The 16,523-nt window shown below is 71.5% G+C and carries 16 protein-coding genes; 10 read left to right on the top strand and 6 right to left on the bottom strand.

Going from position 1 to position 16,523, the window contains the following annotated elements:
* Positions 1–64: 64 nt before the first annotated feature.
* A complete protein-coding gene (locus ACFVX6_RS18960; RefSeq protein WP_389692824.1) occupies positions 65–1,615 on the bottom strand; it encodes an MFS transporter in 1,551 nt (516 codons plus the stop codon).
* Between the two features lie 103 nt (positions 1,616–1,718).
* Here ACFVX6_RS18960 and ACFVX6_RS18955 point away from each other — a divergent pair, with 103 nt between their 5' ends.
* Complete coding sequence (locus ACFVX6_RS18955; RefSeq protein ID WP_389692822.1) at positions 1,719–2,312, top strand: TetR/AcrR family transcriptional regulator; 594 nt, start codon at positions 1,719–1,721, stop codon at positions 2,310–2,312.
* 11 nt (positions 2,313–2,323) lie between these two features.
* Here the strand turns inward: ACFVX6_RS18955 and ACFVX6_RS18950 are convergent, their stop codons facing one another.
* Complete coding sequence (locus tag ACFVX6_RS18950; RefSeq protein WP_389692820.1) at positions 2,324–3,634, bottom strand: PucR family transcriptional regulator; 1,311 nt, start codon at positions 3,632–3,634, stop codon at positions 2,324–2,326.
* Positions 3,635–3,834: 200 nt separating this feature from the next.
* Here ACFVX6_RS18950 and ACFVX6_RS18945 point away from each other — a divergent pair, with 200 nt between their 5' ends.
* From ACFVX6_RS18945 to ACFVX6_RS18930, 4 genes are all read left to right on the top strand, one after another.
* The gene (locus ACFVX6_RS18945) at positions 3,835–4,761 is read left to right on the top strand and encodes a proline dehydrogenase family protein (protein WP_389692818.1); all 927 of its coding nucleotides are present in this window, start codon (positions 3,835–3,837) and stop codon (positions 4,759–4,761) included.
* Positions 4,762–4,794: 33 nt separating this feature from the next.
* Positions 4,795–6,426, top strand: a complete 1,632-nt coding sequence (gene pruA / locus ACFVX6_RS18940) for an L-glutamate gamma-semialdehyde dehydrogenase (protein WP_389692816.1) — start codon at positions 4,795–4,797, stop codon at positions 6,424–6,426.
* A 254-nt stretch (positions 6,427–6,680) separates the two neighbouring features.
* Positions 6,681–7,577 carry a hypothetical protein gene (locus tag ACFVX6_RS18935; protein WP_389692814.1) on the top strand — a complete coding sequence of 299 codons (897 nt, stop codon included), beginning with the start codon at positions 6,681–6,683 and terminating at the stop codon, positions 7,575–7,577.
* Positions 7,577–7,777 carry a hypothetical protein gene (locus tag ACFVX6_RS18930; RefSeq protein WP_389692812.1) on the top strand — a complete coding sequence of 67 codons (201 nt, stop codon included), beginning with the start codon at positions 7,577–7,579 and terminating at the stop codon, positions 7,775–7,777. Before ACFVX6_RS18935 ends, ACFVX6_RS18930 begins: the two co-directional genes overlap by 1 nt.
* Here ACFVX6_RS18930 and ACFVX6_RS18925 read toward each other — a convergent pair.
* Positions 7,774–8,475: a nitroreductase family protein gene (locus ACFVX6_RS18925; protein WP_389692810.1), complete on the bottom strand. Its 702-nt coding sequence runs from the start codon at positions 8,473–8,475 to the stop codon at positions 7,774–7,776. The two genes, ACFVX6_RS18930 and ACFVX6_RS18925, sit on opposite strands and share 4 nt — an antisense overlap.
* Positions 8,476–8,604: 129 nt before the next feature.
* Here ACFVX6_RS18925 and ACFVX6_RS18920 point away from each other — a divergent pair, with 129 nt between their 5' ends.
* On the top strand, positions 8,605–9,174 hold the full coding sequence (locus tag ACFVX6_RS18920; RefSeq protein ID WP_389692808.1) for a GNAT family N-acetyltransferase: 570 nt from the start codon (positions 8,605–8,607) through the stop codon (positions 9,172–9,174).
* A 7-nt stretch (positions 9,175–9,181) separates the two neighbouring features.
* On the opposite strand, the gene ACFVX6_RS18915 is transcribed toward ACFVX6_RS18920, so the two are convergent.
* Positions 9,182–11,212 (bottom strand): phosphocholine-specific phospholipase C, encoded by a 2,031-nt coding sequence (locus ACFVX6_RS18915; RefSeq protein WP_389692806.1) that lies wholly within the window; start codon positions 11,210–11,212, stop codon positions 9,182–9,184.
* A 119-nt stretch (positions 11,213–11,331) separates the two neighbouring features.
* On the bottom strand, positions 11,332–12,354 hold the full coding sequence (locus tag ACFVX6_RS18910; RefSeq protein ID WP_389692804.1) for an NADP-dependent oxidoreductase: 1,023 nt from the start codon (positions 12,352–12,354) through the stop codon (positions 11,332–11,334).
* 100 nt (positions 12,355–12,454) lie between these two features.
* On the opposite strand from ACFVX6_RS18910, the gene ACFVX6_RS18905 reads away from it, so the two are divergent.
* The 4 genes from ACFVX6_RS18905 (at position 12,455) to ACFVX6_RS18890 (ending at position 16,260) form a co-directional block, all read left to right on the top strand.
* Entirely contained in the window at positions 12,455–13,336 is an 882-nt protein-coding gene (locus ACFVX6_RS18905) for a LysR family transcriptional regulator (RefSeq protein ID WP_389692802.1), read from the top strand.
* Positions 13,337–13,596: 260 nt separating this feature from the next.
* Positions 13,597–13,731, top strand: coding sequence for a hypothetical protein (locus ACFVX6_RS18900; protein ID WP_274549718.1), 135 nt, complete (start codon positions 13,597–13,599; stop codon positions 13,729–13,731).
* A gap of 171 nt (positions 13,732–13,902) precedes the next feature.
* Positions 13,903–14,943, top strand: coding sequence for a 3-isopropylmalate dehydrogenase (locus ACFVX6_RS18895; RefSeq protein WP_385380726.1), 1,041 nt, complete (start codon positions 13,903–13,905; stop codon positions 14,941–14,943).
* Between the two features lie 231 nt (positions 14,944–15,174).
* Positions 15,175–16,260 carry a branched-chain amino acid aminotransferase gene (locus ACFVX6_RS18890; protein ID WP_389692799.1) on the top strand — a complete coding sequence of 362 codons (1,086 nt, stop codon included), beginning with the start codon at positions 15,175–15,177 and terminating at the stop codon, positions 16,258–16,260.
* A gap of 79 nt (positions 16,261–16,339) precedes the next feature.
* On the opposite strand, the gene ACFVX6_RS18885 is transcribed toward ACFVX6_RS18890, so the two are convergent.
* On the bottom strand, positions 16,340–16,510 hold the full coding sequence (locus tag ACFVX6_RS18885; protein WP_389692797.1) for a hypothetical protein: 171 nt from the start codon (positions 16,508–16,510) through the stop codon (positions 16,340–16,342).
* Positions 16,511–16,523: the final 13 nt, after the last annotated feature.

Raw genomic sequence — 16,523 nt, 5'->3', positions numbered from 1 at the left:
GCAGACGGACGCGAAGGGCCCGGGGGATACCCCGGGCCCTTTCGTCTGTCCCGCTTCTCCTCCGCTACGCCGCTCGGTGCGCGAGGGCTTCGTCGGCCGCTGCCCGCTCCGCCGGAGCCGGGGCCTGGGCCTGGGCCCCGCGACCCCGGAGCAGGGCCGCGGCGAGCACCGCCGCCGCGAGGAGCAGGACCGTACCGCCCCAGGCCGCGTACTGCATCCCGTGCACGAAGGCCTCCCGGGCCGCGGCCAGGACCTGCCCGCCGGCCGCGCCGCCGACCCCCTGGGCGGTGGCCACGGCCCCGCCGAGGGTCTCCCGTACGGCGGGCTCGGAGCCGGCCAGGTCCGAGCGGTAGACGGCCGTGCCCAGACTGCCGAGGACGGCCATCCCGAGGGCGCCGCCGAACTCCTGGCCGGTCTCGAGCAGGGAGGCGGCGGAGCCGGCCTTCTCGGCGGGAGCGGAGCCGAGGGCCATGTCGGAGACCAGGGACATCACGGTGACGATGCCGCTGGCCAGGACCCCGGCTCCGGTCAGCAGCAGCCACAGCGAGTCGGTGCCCACCAGGCCGATGAGGGCGAACCCGGCGGCGGCGAGGACGAAGCCGCCCGAGACGACGTAGGCCCGGTCGGTCTTCTGGGCGAGGACCGCGCCGACGGGGGCGGCGGCGCCGATGAGGACCGAGGGGGCGAGGCTCCAGAGGGCGGCTTCCAGGGTGCCCATGCCGAGCACCGACTGCAGGTACTGGGTGGTGAAGTAGGCCGAGCCCATCATGGCGAAGGCGGCGATGGTGTTCAGGCCGATGCCGGCGCCGAAGCCGCGCCCCCGGAAGAGGGTCCGGGAGACCATGGCGTCGCCGCGGGTGCGCTGGCGGCGGACGAAGAGCCAACCGAAGGCCAGGCCCGCGGCGAGGCAGCCGGCGCAGAGCGGGGTGAGGCCCTCGGCGGCGATCTCCTTGAGGCCGTAAACCACCGGCAGGACGGCGGCCATCGACAGCGGCACGCTCAGCAGGTCGAAGCGGCCGGGCGCCGGATCCTTGAACTCGGGGACCAGCACGGGGACCAAGATCAGCAGGAGCAGCATCGCGGGCACGTTGATCAGGAAGACGGAGCCCCACCAGAAGTGGTTCAGCATCACCCCGCTCATGACCGAGCCGAGGGCGATGCCGCCGGTCATGGCGCCGGACCAGATCGCGATGGCCTTGCCGCGCTGCCGCTCGTCCTGGAAGAGGTTGCGCACGAGGGCCAGCGTGGAGGGCATCAGGGTCGCGCCGCCGATTCCGAGCAGCACCCGGGCCGCGATGAGCATCTCGGCGCTGGAGGCGTAGGCGGCGGCGACGGAGGCGAGTCCGAAGGCGGCCGCGCCGGTCAGCAGCAGCTTGCGGCGGCCGATCCGATCGCCGAGCGAACCCATCGTGATGAGCAGGCCCGAGAGGGCGAAGGCGTAGCTGTCGAAGATCCAGAGCTGCTGCGTGGCGCTGGGGTCCAGCTCCCGGGTGATGGCCGGGACGGCGAAGTAGAGGACGGAGACGTCCATCGAGACCAAGAGCAGGGGGAGCACGAGAACGGCGAAGGCGGTCCATTCCCGGCGACCGGCGGGACGTGCTGCGGGGTTCGTCATGAGCGGCAATGTACAAGCGTCATAAACGCCTGTCTAGTACTTCTGTATAGAACGCTCGTATAGGACGTTTGTCTTGGACGGGTGTCTTGGCTACCGTGAAGGCATGGGACATCGCGAAGACTTGCTGGAAGGCGCCAAGAAGTGCCTGGTCGAGAAGGGTTTCGTGGGCACGACCGCCCGCGACATCGTCAAGGCCTCGGGTGCGAACCTGGCCTCGATCGGCTACCACTACGGCTCGAAGGACGCCCTCATGACAGAGGCGTTCATGGCGGTCGTCCAGGAGTGGGGTGACCAGTTCACGGGTGCGGTGAAGGGTGAGGGCGGCTCGCTGGAGCGCTTCCGCTCGGTATGGGACGGGGTGCACGCCGGGCACGAGGAGTCGGGCCCGATCTGGGCGGCCAGCATGGAGGTCGCGGTGACTCGGGACCGGGACCGGCTGCCGGAACTGCGGGCGCTGCTCGCCGCCTCGCAGGGGGAGGGGCGCAAGGGGCTGGTCTCGATGTTCACCGGCGTGCCCGAGGAGGACCTGACGGAGGAGGACCTGCGGACCGCCGGCGCCTTCTACCAGGCCCTGCTGAACGGGTTCATGCTCCAGTGGCTCTTCGACCCCGCGTCGGCCGCGACTCCCGCGGAACTGACGGAGGGGATGCGGCGGGCGGCGCAGGCCATGGCGGCGACGAAGGCCGAGACGCCCTGACGGCGCAACCGTCAGGTGTGCAGGCGGGCGGCCTTGAGGGCCATGTGGAGGAGCAGGCGGTCTTCGCCCTCGTCCAGGTCGAGGCCGGTCAGCTGCTCCACCCGGGACAGCCGGTAGTACAGGGTCTGGCGGTGGATTCCCAGGGCCGCCGCCGCGCGGCCCGCCTGGCCGGCGCAGTCCAGGAACACCTCGGCCGTCCGGGCCAGTTCGGGATTGGCCGGGCCGCGCAAGGCGCGGGCCACCGGGTCGTCGAGGGCCTCCTCGGCGACGGAGGCCAGCATCCGGTAGGGACCGATCGCGGACCACTGCGCGACCGGCCCGAGCCGCGGCCCGGCGGCTGCGGCCCGCGCGGCGGCGGTGGCCTGCTGCCAGGCGGCGGGCAGTGCGGTGAGCGCCCGCACGGGGTCGGACACCCCGGCGGTCACCCCGCCGGTCACCCTGGTGGCCGCCGCGGGTGCGGTGGCCTTGCCGCCGGCCGGTGCGCTCCGGGTGGCGGCGACCGGCTTCGGCGCGCCCGGGGTGGTGCCGGCGCCCCCGGCCCCGCTGCCCGCACCGTCGGCCGTGCGGGGCATCAGGCGGGAGATCGCGGTGAGCGCCGGAGCCAGCGGGTCCGCGCCGCGCAGGCGGATCAGGACCGCGAGGGCCGCGAGGGGCTGCCCCGCCGGGCCGCCGCCGCCCGGGTGCGGTTCCTGCTCGCCGGCCCCCCGCCAGGGCACCACGCACACGGCCGCCGCTCCCGGGACCGAAGCCGGGGCCTCGCCGGACCACGGGCTCACGCAGACCGCGGCGTGCGGTCCCTCGCCGCCCGGACCGAGGGCCACCCGTAGGGCGGCCACCGCCATGTCCTGCTGCCAGCCGCGCCCGGCCGTGAGCACCGCGAGGAACTCCCGGGACAGGTCGGCCCCCGCCCGGGCCTCCTCCGCGAGCAGCAGCCCGATCCGCTGGGCCACCTCCATGGCGGCGGCCAGGGACTCCGCATCGGGGCCGGGCTCCTGATCGAGGAGCCATACGTAGCCCTGGACGATCCCGCGGTGGCGCACCGGCAGGCAGACCCGGCCCCGGAAGACCCCGGCGTCCGGGGCGGCCGGGATCCTGACCGGTCCGGTGGCGCGGGCGATGCCGAAGCCCTCGAACCAGGAGCGGACGGCCGCCGTCGACTGGCGGGTCAGGATCGAGCGGGTCCGTACCGGGTCCATGGCCAGATCGTCATCGCTGTCGTGCGCGCCGAAGGCGATGAGGCGGAAGTCCCGGTTCTCCAGCGTCGCCGGAGCGCCGAGCAGCGCCGAAATCTCGTCCACCAGGTCCTGGTAATCGCCCTTCACCCGCACATTCTCCCACTCCGAACCCCCTCTTCAGACAGATGTATGAGATCCGGGCCACGGATGCGTGACAGCTGTCGATGGCAGAGGATCGGGGAGATCCCTAGGTTTCACGGTGGTTTTACTTGCGTTTTCCTTATGGCCTCCGTCGTCCCGGCGCGGGCTGAATGTCTGCTTCTGCCCGCCCCCGTTGGAGGTACCCCGTGCTGGGTCCCGCGATCCTCGCCGCCTCGCGCAGCGACAAGATGCGCCGAATCGTCTCTGCCGCCCCGGTGACCAAGCCCGTGGTGAACCGGTTCATCCCCGGTGAGACGGTCGACCAGGTCATCCCGATCGTCGAGGACCTGACGGGCAAGGGCCTGGAGGTGACCCTCGACGTCGTCGGCGAGGACATCACCACCGTGGAGCAGTCCCACGCCGCGCGTGACGCGTACCTCGAGCTCATCGAGCAGCTCGCGCACCTGGGCCTCGGCGAGACCGTCGAGATGTCGGTGAAGCTGTCCATGTTCGGCCAGGCGCTGGAGGGCGGCCACGAGCTGGCCCTCGCCAACGTCCGCCCGGTCGTCGAGGCCGCCGCCGCCATCGGCACCACCGTGACCCTGGACGCCGAGGACCACACCACCCTCGACTCCATGTTCGCCATCCACGAGGAGCTGCGCCGCAGCTTCCCGCAGACCGGCTGCGTGATCCAGGCGTACCTGTTCCGCACCGAGGCCGACGCCCGCCGCCTGGCCGCGGCCGGCAGCCGCGTACGCATCGTGAAGGGCGCCTACAAGGAGCCCGCCGAGGTCGCGTACCAGGACAAGGCCGAGATCGACAAGGCGTACGTCCGAATCCTGAAGATCCTGATGGAGGGCGAGGGCTACCCGATGATCGGGTCCCACGACCCGCGCCTGATCGCCATCGGCCAGGAGCTCGCCCGCCAGGCGGGCCGCAAGCTGGACGAGTACGAGTTCCAGATGCTGTACGGCATCCGCAGCGAGGAGCACCTGCGGCTGGCCGCCGAGGGCCACCGGATGCGCGTCTACACGGCGTACGGGACCGACTGGTACGGCTACTTCATGCGGCGCCTCGCGGAGAAGCCGGCCAACCTGCTCTTCTTCCTCCGCTCGATGATCACCAAGAACTAGGCCCTCCCACTAGCTCAAGGAGCACCCCGCATCATGGACGCTGTAACCCAGGTCCCCGTGCCGGTCAACGAGCCGGTCCACTCGTACGCCCCCGGCACCCCGGAGCGCGCGCGCCTCGAAATGCAGCTGAAGCAGCTGTCCGAGAACCCGATCGACCTCCCGATGACGATCAACGGCGTCAAGCGGATGGGTGGCGGCGAGCGCTTCGACGTCGTGCAGCCGCACGACCACAAGTCGGTCATCGGCACGTACGCGAACGCCACGCAGGCCGACGCCCAGGAGGCCGTCGACGCCGCCCTGGCCGCCGCCCCGGCCTGGCGCGCGATGTCCTTCGACGACCGCGCCGCGATCATCCTGCGCGCCGCCGAGCTGCTGTCCGGCCCGTGGCGCGAGAAGCTGGCCGCGTCCACCATGCTGGGCCAGTCGAAGACCGCGCAGCAGGCCGAGATCGACACCCCGTGCGAGCTCGTCGACTTCTGGCGCTTCAACGTCCACTTCGCCCGCCAGATCCTGGCCGAGCAGCCGGTCGCGAACTCCACCGGCGTGTGGAACCGCAGCGACCACCGCCCGCTCGAGGGCTTCGTCTACGCGATCACCCCGTTCAACTTCACGGCCATCGCGGGCAACCTCCCGACCGCCCCGGCCCTGATGGGCAACGTGGTCGTGTGGAAGCCGTCCCCGACGCAGACCCACTCCGCGGTCCTCCTCATGGAGCTGCTGGAAGAGGCCGGCCTGCCGAAGGGCGTCATCAACCTCGTGACGGGCGACGGCATCGCCGTCTCCGACGTGGCGCTGACCCACCCCGAGCTGGCGGGCATCCACTTCACCGGTTCCACCAAGACCTTCCAGTACCTGTGGAAGACGGTCGGCACCAACATCGAGACGTACAAGTCCTACCCGCGCCTGGTCGGCGAGACCGGCGGCAAGGACTTCGTCGTCGCGCACCCGTCCGCGGACCGCGCGATCCTGAAGACCGCCCTGACCCGCGGCTCCTTCGAGTACCAGGGCCAGAAGTGCTCGGCGTCCTCGCGCGCCTACGTCCCGGCCTCGATCTGGAACGACGGCTTCAAGGAGGCCTTCGCGGCCGAGGTCGACGGCATCACCATGGGCGACGTCCGCGACCTGACGAACTTCATCGGCGCGGTCATCGACGAGCGCTCCTTCGCGAAGAACAAGGCCGCGATCGACCGCGCGAAGGCCGACCCGACCTGCGAGATCGTCGCCGGCGGCACGTACGACGACGCGGAGGGCTACTTCGTGCGCCCGACCGTCATCGCGTGCAGTGACCCCGAGAACGAGGTCTTCACGACCGAGTACTTCGGCCCGATCCTGGCGATCCACGTCTACGAGGACGCTGACTTCGACGCGATGCTGGCCCAGATGGAGTCCGTCTCGGCGTACGCCCTGACCGGCGCCGTCATCGCGCAGGACCGCTACGCGGCGGCCGACGCGATGGAGAAGCTCCGCTTCGCCGCGGGCAACTTCTACATCAACGACAAGTCGACCGGCGCCGTCGTCGGCCAGCAGCCCTTCGGCGGCGGCCGCGCCTCGGGCACCAACGACAAGGCCGGCGCGGCGTCGAACCTGATGCGCTGGACCTCGACCCGCTCCATCAAGGAGACCCTGGTCGCGCCGACCGAGTACGGCTACCCCCACATGGGCTGACCGTCCCGGTCCCTCTGAACCCCGCCCCCGCTCCGGTACCCCCAAGTCCGGAGCGGGGGCGGTTTCCATTTCCCGGCGGGGCAAGCGGTGCTAGCCTGAACGGAGTTGTCGCGTACGGCGACACGCTCCATGACTCGGGCCCGGCTTCCCGAGGGAGCCGAGGGCTCTCACGAGTTCCCGTACGGGGTGGGCCGCAGTGCCAGGAGATACGAGACCTCTACGCGTCCGTGCCGGGACGACGCCCGGGGAGACGTATGTCCGGTCGTACTGACAACCGCCACCGCGTGGCCACCATCTGCCGGGGCGCCACGGGCCTTGCTCATCACACCTGCCTCAAGTGGGCCGCCGCCGGCCTGATCACGCGACAGCAGCCGGTGCCCGACGCGGGAGGCGCTGCGCAGCGGGCCTTCGAGGCGCAGATGGTCCACGCGCTCGCCAACGCCCTGCGCGACGACCAGCGGCAGGGCACCCTGCTCGGTTTCACGCGCGCGGTGCCGGGTGCGGACGGTCTGGTACTCGGCCTGCACCCGGGTCTGGCCGACCGGGTGCTCGGCGCGCTCCTTCCGCGCATGGACGACATCTACGGCGGCATCCGGGGCGTCCCCGGCCTCAGGCTGGCACCGCAGGGCCGCGAGTGGGTGGTCGGGAGCGTGGCGGGGAACGCCGTCGTTCGACTGCTCCACCCGGACGCGGACTGGCGGCCGAGGCTCCCGGACCACGCCGACGGGCTGACGCAACTGTGGCGGCGAGACCGCCACCGCCTGCATCCCGCCGAGGCGGCCGAGCTGACGGCCTGGACCGGCCGGAGTGGCGATCCGGACCGGGCCCGGTCGCAGGATTGGCTGCTCAGCCGGGTTTTGAGGCGACCCCAGCTGCTCGGCGTGACCACCGCCGCGCACGGCTGGGCGAACACGTACACCCACGGAAGCATGGACCTGGTCGTCGAGTGGTGCTGCGCGATGGAGGCGGCGGAGCTGGAGCAGCGGCTGCGCCGCAGCGGGCTGGCGCACCGGCCGCCGCACGTGGCGGAGCAGCCCCGGGACCGGCCGTGGTTCGGCGGGGAGATCGGGCTGGGCGGCGCCTTCGTCACCGTACGGCGCCAGACTTGCCCCGTCGGTACGGGCGTGGTCCTCGGGCGGAGGGCCGTCTGATGCTGACTGCGGCGATCGTCACGGCAGCCGTGCTCGGGGTGGCCAAGGTCCTGCGGGACTGGCTGATCCTGCGCCACGTGCGGGCCGCCATGGAAGGGTGCTCCGCCGAGGACCGGGTGCGGATCGGGATGCGGCTGGCCGGGGCGCTCGGCGGGCGGGAGGCCGAGGAGCCCGCCGCGCCCGCCGACAGCGGAGGCTAGACCTCCACCATGACCTGGTCCAAGGACTTGCGGATCAGGTCCGGGACCTCGCAGTCGGGGGACGGGTAGCCGACCGGGATGACCGCGAAGGCCTTTTCGTTCTCGGGGCGGTTCAGGACGTGGGAGAGGAAGCGCATCGGGCTCGGGGTGTGGATCAGGGCGGCCAGGCCGGAGAGGTGGAGGGCCGACAAGAGCATGCCGACCGCGATGCCGACCGACTCGTCGACGTAGTAGTGCTTGTGCTTCGTGCCGTCCTCGCCGAGCCAGTAGCGCTGCTGGAAGACCACGATCAGGGCCGGGGCGTCCGTGAGGTGGGTCTTCACGGCGTCCGTGCCGATGGGGCGCAGGGCCGCGAGCCACTCGTCGCCGAGGCGGCCGTCGTAGGACAGCTGCTCCTCCTGCTCGGCGGCCGCGCGGATCTGCTCCCGTACGGCCGGGTCCTTGACCAGGACGAAGGTCCACGGCTGCTGGTGCGCCCCGGAGGGCGCGGTCGCGGCGCACGCGATGGCGTCCCGGACCACCTGCTCGGGCACCGGGTCGGGGGAGAAGTGGCGTACGGTCCTGCGCCCGTCCATCCGCTCGCGCAACTCGGCGGCGCGCGCGAGGGATTCCTGCGCCGGCATCCGCTCGGGGCGGTAGGGGGCGGGACGGTACGGCTGGCCGTGGATCGGGGTCCACTGCTGGGTATCGGGAGACATGGGGCGAGTCTGCCGAGCCAATGGTCCAGACCGCCAGAGCCGCGTCGGCCCCATCCGGCCGGTGGGCGATATTTCATGTCCGCATAGCGGATACGAGTGGTGGGGGAGCCCGCTTGGTACGGTCCCGGGATGGGTGACGATGACAGAGGAGCCGGAGGCGCAGTCACGCTGCGGCACACCTCGCAGCTTGCCGAGGGGGAGCTGCGGCGGGTGCGGGAGCTGCTCGACGGGGCCTTCGAGGGGGACTTCGGGGACGAGGACTTCGAGCACGCGCTCGGCGGGATGCACGTGCTGGTGCACGAGGGCGGCGAGCTCGTCGCGCACGGGAGCGTCGTGCAGCGGCGGGTGCTGCACCGGGGGAGGGCGCTGCGCACCGGGTACGTCGAGGCCGTGGCGGTGCGGGCCGACCGGCGGCGGTGCGGCCTCGGTGGCGCGGTGATGGAGGCGGCCGAGGGGGTCGTCGAGCGGGCCTACGTGCTCGGGGCGCTCAGCGCCTCCGCCGCCGGGGCCCGGCTGTACGCGGGCCGCGGCTGGCGGGTGTGGGGCGGGGAGATCGGGGTGCTCGGGCCCGGCGGGCCCGAGCGGCTGCCCGAGGAGGAGGGCTCGACGTACGTGTGGACGCCGCCCGGCGGTGGGGTGCTGCTCGATCCCACCGCCGGGCCGCTGTACTTCGACTGGCGCGACGGCGACGTGCTCTAGGCGGCCACTAGCTGCCGCTGATGCTCGGGGCGCCCGTCTCGATGTGGCCCGTGTAGCGGCGCGACCAGGTGCCGTCGGAGTCGGCGAGGACCGTGAAGTCGTACCAGCCGTTGTTGTAGGCGACGACGTTGAAGTAGTCCTCGCGCGAGGAGTTCGCCGGCACGGTGTACGTCCACGGGCCGTCCGTGCGGTAGGCGTTCGCGCGGATCGTGAAGGTGACCGGGGAGGCCGAGGCGTTCGTCATCTTGAGGTAGAGCGCCGTCTTGCCGGTGCCGGGCTCCACCGCGAAGCGGGACGCGACCTCGATCGACTTCCCCGCCTTCGACGCATCGCCGATGAAGCGCCGCAGGAAGCGGTTCGGCCCGTACATCGAGATGTCGTACTTGCCGGAGCCGCTGCCGGTGCCGATGTTGAAGTAGTCCGTCGACGTGGCGCCGACGTCCACCGTGTACTGCCAGGCGGCCGTGTCCCGGTACTGGTGCGGGTGGATCGAGAAGTGCGCCGCCTGCTTCGCCTCGGTGCCCGCGTTCGTCATCGAGAACCAGGCCAGGATCTTGCCGCCCGACCCGAATTCGAAGCGGTCCAGGTTCCCGTTGACCTGGTACGGAAGGGCGCGCGCGGGCCGGGTCCCGGCCTCCTGCACCGGCTGCGCGTTGTCCTGCGGCACCGGGTTGGAGAGCGGGCCGCAGGTCGCCTGGCCGATGACCTTGGCCGTGGAGGGGAGACCGGCGGGCACCCCGTAGACCGGGTGCGCGAAGTCGAAGACGCCCGTCAGGTCGCCGGTGACCTTGCGGCGCCAGGCGCTGATGTTCGGACAGTTCGCGGGGGTGCCGAGCGCGGCCGTCCACTTCTCCATGAAGCGCAGCACGGAGGTGTGGTCGAAGATCTCGGAGCTCACCCAGCCGCCGCGGGTCCACGGGGACATCACGATCATCGGGACGCGGAAACCGAGCCCGATCGGGACTCCGTCGATGTACTCGCCGGCGGTGCCGGGCGGGGCGACCGGCGGCGGGACGTGGTCGAAGAAGCCGTCGTTCTCGTCGTAGTTGAGGAAGAGGACGGTGGAGTCGAAGACCTCCGGGTTGGCCGAGAGCGCACGGTAGACCAGGTCCACGAAGTGCGCGCCGTCGCCGGGCGGGGCGTACGGGTGCTCGGAGAAGGCCTCGTTCGCCACGACCCAGGAGACCTGGGGGAGGGTGCCGGCGACGACGTCCGCGCGGATGGCGGCGGCGATGTCGTCGGGGGTGGAGCCGGTGACCTTGGGGACGGAGCCCATGCCGCGGTCCCACAGGGGGTTGCCGGGGGCGGCGTCCGTGAACTTCTTGAAGTAGGCGAGCCCGTTGTCCCCGTAGTTGTCCTGGGCGTTCTGGTAGACCTTCCAGCTCATCCCGGCGCGCTGCAGGGCCTCCGCGTACGTCTCCCAGGTCAGCCCGGACTCGTCGCCGCCGTCCTTGCTGCCCGCGTCGATCTTGCCGCTCCACAGGAAGGTGCGGTTGGGGCCGGTCGCGCTCAGGGTGGAGCAGAAGTAGGCGTCGCAGATGGTGTAGGCGTCGGCGATGCCGTAGTGGAACGGTATGTCGCCGCGGTCGAGGTACCCGAGGGTGCGGGTGTTGCCGACGCCGGTGACGAAGTTGTCCATGCGGCCCTTGTTCCAGGCCGCGTGCTGTGAGGTCCAGCTGTGCGGGAGGTCGCCGTTGCACTGGGCGAGGGTTTCGCCGTCCACCCCGCCCACCGGCGGGGTGGAGCTGAGCTTCCACGGGTACTGGCGGCCGCCCCAGTTGGGCTGGTTGAACATGCCCCAGCCGCCCGGGATGTTGCCGGCGGCGCGGTCGCCGAAGCCGCGGACACCCTTCAGCTTGCCGAAGTAGTGGTCGAAGCTGCGGTTCTCCTGCATCAGGATCACCACGTGCTTCACGTCGGTGATCGTGCCGGACGCGGCGGCCGCGGCCGCCGAGGTCGGCGCGATCGCGGGCAGGGCCGCCCCTGCCATCAGCCCGGCGCCGATTCCCACGAATCCTCTGCGGCTGATAGGTGTCACTGGCTGCTCGCCTCCAACTCAAGTGCCCCGCTGGCACATTGACGGCAAGAGTGGCGGTAGCCGCGCCAAAGGTCTACATCCGTGCGGTAAGAAGTCGGTGAACATCCGGGTGGCCTGATTCAGCCATCGACCCGTACGAGCATCTTGCCCAGATTGTCCCCTCGGAGCATGCCCCGGAAGGCATCCACCGTGTGATCAAACCCCTGTACAACGGTGGTGTCGGTACCGATCCGGCCACTGCGCAGATGGGGTACGAGGAAGTCCTCCAGTTCGTCCTGCAGATTGGTGTGATTGCGAACCAATACCCCTTCCAGGCGCAGCGACTTGTGTACGACCTCGAAGAGGTTGCGGGGCGCGGCGGGGGAGCGGTCGCCGTTGTACATCGAGATCCCGCCGACCCAGGCGATCCGTCCGTACTCGCGCAGCACGTCGATCGCCCCCTCCAGGTGGTCCCCGCCGACGTTGTCCACGTAGACGTCGATGCCGCCCCCCGTGGCGGCCGCGGCCTGTGCGAGCTGCTCGCCGACCGGCCCGTCGTGGTAGTCGAAGGCCGCGTCGAAGCCGAGGACCCCGGTGAGGTGGCGGACCTTCGCCGCCGAACCGGCGCTGCCGATGATCCGGCGGGCGCCGAGCAGCCGGGCGATGTGGCCGGTGGCCGTTCCGACCCCGCCCGCCGCGGCCGAGACGAAGAGGTCCTCGCCCTCGCGCAGGCTCGCGGTGCGGGTCAGGGCGGCGTACGCGGTCAGGCCGGTGCCGCCGAGGATGGAGAGGTACGCCTCCAGCGGGACGCCCTCGTGGCCGCGGAGTTTGCGGGTGCCGCCGGCGCCCGCGGTGACGAGGGCGTGGGTGCGCCAGCCCTCGCGGTGGAAGACCAGGTCGCCCTCCGCGAGGCCCGGGTCGCGGGAGGCGACGACCCGGCCCACCGAGCGGCCTTCCAGCGGGGTGCCGAGCTCGAAGCCGCCGTCGCCGCCGTCCATCAGTCCGCGGTGGTACGGGTCCACGGAGAGCAGCAGGTTCTCCACCAGGGCGGTGCCGGGGCGCGGCTCGGGGACCGGGGTCCGGACGTAGGCGAAGTCCGAGGCGGCGGGGAAGCCGGTCGGGCGGGCGATCTGGTGGACGGCGAAAGCGGTGTTCGTGGTCATGGCGAGGACGCTAGGAGGGAATCCCCGGGCCGGGCAGGGGGTTTGGCTCATGGAAGCCGCACACCCATGAACGACGCTCATAGAACGAGGTGAGGGCCCCGTGGCCGAGCTCCTCCCGCAGGAACTGCGGGTGCTGGTGGCCGTCGCCGAGCGCGGCGGCTTCTCCGCCGCGGCCGCCTCGCTCGGCCTCACCCAGTCGGCCGTCTCGCACTCGGTGCGCGGCAGCGAGGCCAAACTCGGCGCGGTGCTCTTCGAGCGCGGCCGCACCGGCGCCTCGCCCACCCCGGCGGGGGAGCGGGCCGTCGGGCACGCCCGCCGGATCCTGCGGCTCTACGAGGTCATGGGCGCGGAGGCGCGCGGCGCGGGCCGGTCCGCTGCCCCGGCGGCACTGGACGGCGTGCTGCGGATCGCCGCGTTCCGCAGTGCGGCCCTGCACCTGCTGCCCCCGGCCCTGGAGCGGCTCACCGCCCGCCACCCCGGCATCCGCCCCGAGGTCCGGGTGGTGCGCGAACTCGGCGCCGGCGCGGCCGGGGAGGTGGCCGCGGGCCGCGCGGACCTCGGCATCGCGACGCTGGGCGTTGCACAGGGCCTGCCGCCCGGTCTGCTGAGCGGGGTGCTCGTGGAGGAGGCGTACGCCCTGGTGCATCCGGCCGGACACCCCGACCCGAAGGCGCTGCCCCTGATGGACTGGGACGAGAACTGCGGCTCCTACACCCGCAGCTGGTGGCTGGCGCAGGACTGGATCCCGCGGGCGACCGTCAAGGCGGAGGACGACGCGATGGTGCTGACCATGGTGGGGCGGGGGCTCGGCATGGCGATCATGCCCGAGCTGTCCCTCCGGGAGGCGACCGGAGCCGTGGACATCACCGGTTTGGGTCCGGAGGGGCCGGTGAGGCGCGTGGGGTACGTCACCACACCGGAATCCGCTGCGACCCTGGCCGTACGGGCTCTGATCAGGGAACTTCGTGCCGTGAGCGGCTGAAAACGGATCCCTTGAAGGGGGCTTCCGGGCGGTTCGGCGTCTCAGATAGTAGGAAGTCCGAGTAATTGCGGAGACATACAGCGGGAGCTGGCTTACGTTGTAGAAGCCGAACGTCTCGCCGATCCGGCGAATGGCGGTCGAGAGCGCGCGCCCCATGGCAGGCAACCCCTGCCGCGCACCGCTCCCCGCCTCTTCCGGCGCCTTGAAGGAACCCCTCATCCGCGGCCTCGCCGCGCCGTGATCTCAAGGAGTCGATCACCATGACGCACACCCCCTCCACCACCGCCCGCCGCGTCCGCCGCTCCGCCTCCGCCGAAGCGGACCGGAAGAACGCCGCCGCCGCCCTCCAGCGCGCGCTGGACCGCCGCGACAACGGCGGCTCGACCGGCCACTGACCGGCGCGCTCGACCGGCTGCCGGCCCACCGCGGACCGGCCGCCGGCCGGCCACCGGCCTGCCGCAATCAGGTCCCTGGCCTGCCGCCGAGCCCTCCCGGACCCGTACATATTGCGTCCACATGGTGGACGCAATATGTCTGAGGGATGGGACAAGGAGTACGGTTCCACCATGTCGACCAGCATCAATCTCGCAGTGATCCCCGGTGATGGCATCGGCCAGGAAGTCGTGGCTCAGGGCCTCAAGGTCCTTACCGCGGTCCTGCCCCAGGATGTGAAGCTGGAGACCAAGGAATACGACCTCGGCGCCCAGCGCTGGCACCGCACCGGTGAAACCCTCCCGGATGCGGAGCTCGAAGCCCTCAAGCACCACGACGCGATCCTGCTGGGCGCCATCGGCGACCCCTCGGTCCCGTCGGGCGTCCTGGAGCGCGGTCTGCTGCTGAAGCTCCGCTTCGCCTTCGACCACTTCATCAACCTGCGCCCGTCGAAGCTCTTCCCCAACACGGCCACCCCGCTCGCCGGCCGTCCGGAGATCGACTTCGTCGTGGTCCGCGAGGGCACCGAAGGCCCGTACACCGGCAACGGCGGCAGCCTGCGCACCGGCACCCCGGCCGAGGTGGCCACCGAGGTCAGCCTCAACACGGCCTACGGCGTCGAGCGCGTGGTCCGGGACGCGTACGAGCGTGCCAACGCCCGCCCGCGCAAGAAGCTGACGCTGGTCCACAAGAACAACGTGCTCGTCTACGCCGGTCACCTGTGGAAGAACATCTTCGACAAGGTCGGCCAGGAGTACCCCGAGGTCACCACCGACTACCTGCACGTCGACGCCGCGACGATCTTCTTCGTCACCCAGCCGGAGCGCTTCGACGTCATCGTCACGGACAACCTCTTCGGTGACATCCTCACCGACCTGGCCGCCGCCGTGACCGGTGGAATCGGCCTGGCCGCCTCGGGCAACATCAACCCGACCGGCGCCTTCCCGTCCATGTTCGAGCCCGTCCACGGCTCGGCCCCGGACATCGCCGGCACCGGCAAGGCCGACCCGACCGCGACCATCCTCTCGGTCGCCCTCCTGCTGCGCCACCTCGGCTACGAGGCCCAGGCCGCCCGCATCGAGGACGCGGTCTCCGCCGACCTGGCCGAGCGCGACGGCACCTTCCGCTCCACCGACGCCATCGGCGACGCCCTCGCCGCGCGAGTAGCCGGCTGACCCGGTAGCCCCACCTCCAGGAAGCCGCCGGGTCGCGACCACCGCACCCGGCGGCTTTTCCTGTGCGGCCCCGGGTGTCACCATCTCTCCTGGGCCGCATTCACCCCGTTTCACCGAAGCGTCCTCCCGCGCGATAATCGAACGCGAGGCCGCGGAATACGGGGAAGCTCGGACGTCCTAGTACGCCGTGAGCGCGGTCCGCCCTACAAAACCGGTGAAGGACAAGCACTCATGACGACGCCCACGATCGAGCTGAAGCCCTCCTCGACCCCCCTGTCCGCCGCGGAGCGCGACGCGATCCTGGTCAGCCCCGGCTTCGGCCGCCACTTCACCGACCACATGGTCACGATCAAGTGGACCGAGGGCCGTGGCTGGCACGACGCGGAGCTGGTCCCGTACGCGCCCCTGTCGATGGACCCGGCGAACATGACCCTGCACTACGCGCAGACGATCTTCGAGGGGCTCAAGGCCTACAAGCAGCCCGACGGCACCGTCGCCACCTTCCGTCCGCGGGCCAACGCCGAGCGCTTCCAGTCCTCCGCCCGCCGGATGGCGATGCCGGAGCTGCCGACCGACCTGTTCATCGCCGCCTGTGACGCGCTGATCAAGCAGGACCGCGCCTGGGTGCCGGACTCCGGCGAGGCCTCGCTCTACCTGCGGCCCTTCATGTTCGCCACCGAGGTCGGCCTCGGCGTCCGCCCGGCGAACGAGTTCCTCTTCATCGTGATCGCCTCGCCCGCCGGCGCCTACTTCCCCGGGGGCGTCAAGCCCGTCTCCGTCTGGCTCTCCGAGGAGTACGTCCGCGCGGCCAAGGGCGGCACCGGCGCCGCCAAGACCGGCGGCAACTACGCGGCATCGCTCGTCGCGCAGGCCCAGGCCGCCGAGCACGGCTGCGACCAGGTGGTCTGGCTCGACGCCGTCGAGCACCGCTGGATCGAGGAGATGGGCGGGATGAACCTGTACTTCGTGTACGGCGACCGCATCGTCACCCCCGAGCTCACCGGCTCGCTCCTCCCCGGCATCACCCGCGACTCCCTCCTCACCATCGCCCGCGACCTCGGCTACACCGCCGAAGAGGGCCGCATCACCACCGAGGACTGGAAGCGCGACAACGAGAACGGCACCCTGACCGAGGTCTTCGCCTGCGGTACGGCCGCCGTGATCACCCCGGTCGGCTCCGTCAAGTCGGAGCGCGCGAACTGGACCCAGGGCAACGGTGAGCCCGGCGAGGTCACCATGAAGCTCCGCAAGGCCCTCCTGGACCTCCAGACCGGCCACAACGCCGACACCCACGGCTGGATGCACCCGCTGGGCTAGTCCCTCCGGTCCCGAACCGCCCGAAGGCCCCCCGCGCGATGTGCGGGGGGCCTTCGGCGTTGAGCGGCAGGGGGCGTGGTCAGCGCTCCTTGTCCGCCTCGCCCTCGTGCTTCTTCTCGTCTTCGCGCTTCTTCCCGCGCTCCTGGTTCGTCCCGTCCGGGCCGAGGCCCACCAGGGCGTCACCGAAGGCGTAGGCCAGGCCCGCGGCCCCCTTGACGATCTTGCCCGCCACGTATGCGAGTTCTTCCACGACGCCTCTCCGT

It is taken from the genome of Streptomyces sp. NPDC058289 (genome assembly GCF_042880975.1).
Taxonomy (GTDB): domain Bacteria; phylum Actinomycetota; class Actinomycetes; order Streptomycetales; family Streptomycetaceae; genus Streptomyces; species Streptomyces stoeckheimensis.
The sequence above is the reverse complement of the archived record's forward strand: the minus strand, read 5'-3'. Positions and strand labels throughout refer to the sequence as shown.

What these genes read in the sequence shown, in the direction of transcription:
- ACFVX6_RS18960 (WP_389692824.1), bottom strand. Translation starts at nt 1,615, where the DNA reads ATGACGAACCCCGCAGCACGTCCCGCCGGTCGCCGGGAATGGACCGCC.
- ACFVX6_RS18955 (WP_389692822.1), top strand. Translation starts at nt 1,719, where the DNA reads ATGGGACATCGCGAAGACTTGCTGGAAGGCGCCAAGAAGTGCCTGGTC.
- pruA (WP_389692816.1), top strand. Translation starts at nt 4,795, where the DNA reads ATGGACGCTGTAACCCAGGTCCCCGTGCCGGTCAACGAGCCGGTCCAC.
- ACFVX6_RS18935 (WP_389692814.1), top strand. Translation starts at nt 6,681, where the DNA reads ATGTCCGGTCGTACTGACAACCGCCACCGCGTGGCCACCATCTGCCGG.
- ACFVX6_RS18930 (WP_389692812.1), top strand. Translation starts at nt 7,577, where the DNA reads ATGCTGACTGCGGCGATCGTCACGGCAGCCGTGCTCGGGGTGGCCAAG.
- ACFVX6_RS18925 (WP_389692810.1), bottom strand. Translation starts at nt 8,475, where the DNA reads ATGTCTCCCGATACCCAGCAGTGGACCCCGATCCACGGCCAGCCGTAC.
- ACFVX6_RS18920 (WP_389692808.1), top strand. Translation starts at nt 8,605, where the DNA reads ATGGGTGACGATGACAGAGGAGCCGGAGGCGCAGTCACGCTGCGGCAC.
- ACFVX6_RS18910 (WP_389692804.1), bottom strand. Translation starts at nt 12,354, where the DNA reads ATGACCACGAACACCGCTTTCGCCGTCCACCAGATCGCCCGCCCGACC.
- ACFVX6_RS18900 (WP_274549718.1), top strand. Translation starts at nt 13,597, where the DNA reads ATGACGCACACCCCCTCCACCACCGCCCGCCGCGTCCGCCGCTCCGCC.
- ACFVX6_RS18895 (WP_385380726.1), top strand. Translation starts at nt 13,903, where the DNA reads ATGTCGACCAGCATCAATCTCGCAGTGATCCCCGGTGATGGCATCGGC.
- ACFVX6_RS18890 (WP_389692799.1), top strand. Translation starts at nt 15,175, where the DNA reads ATGACGACGCCCACGATCGAGCTGAAGCCCTCCTCGACCCCCCTGTCC.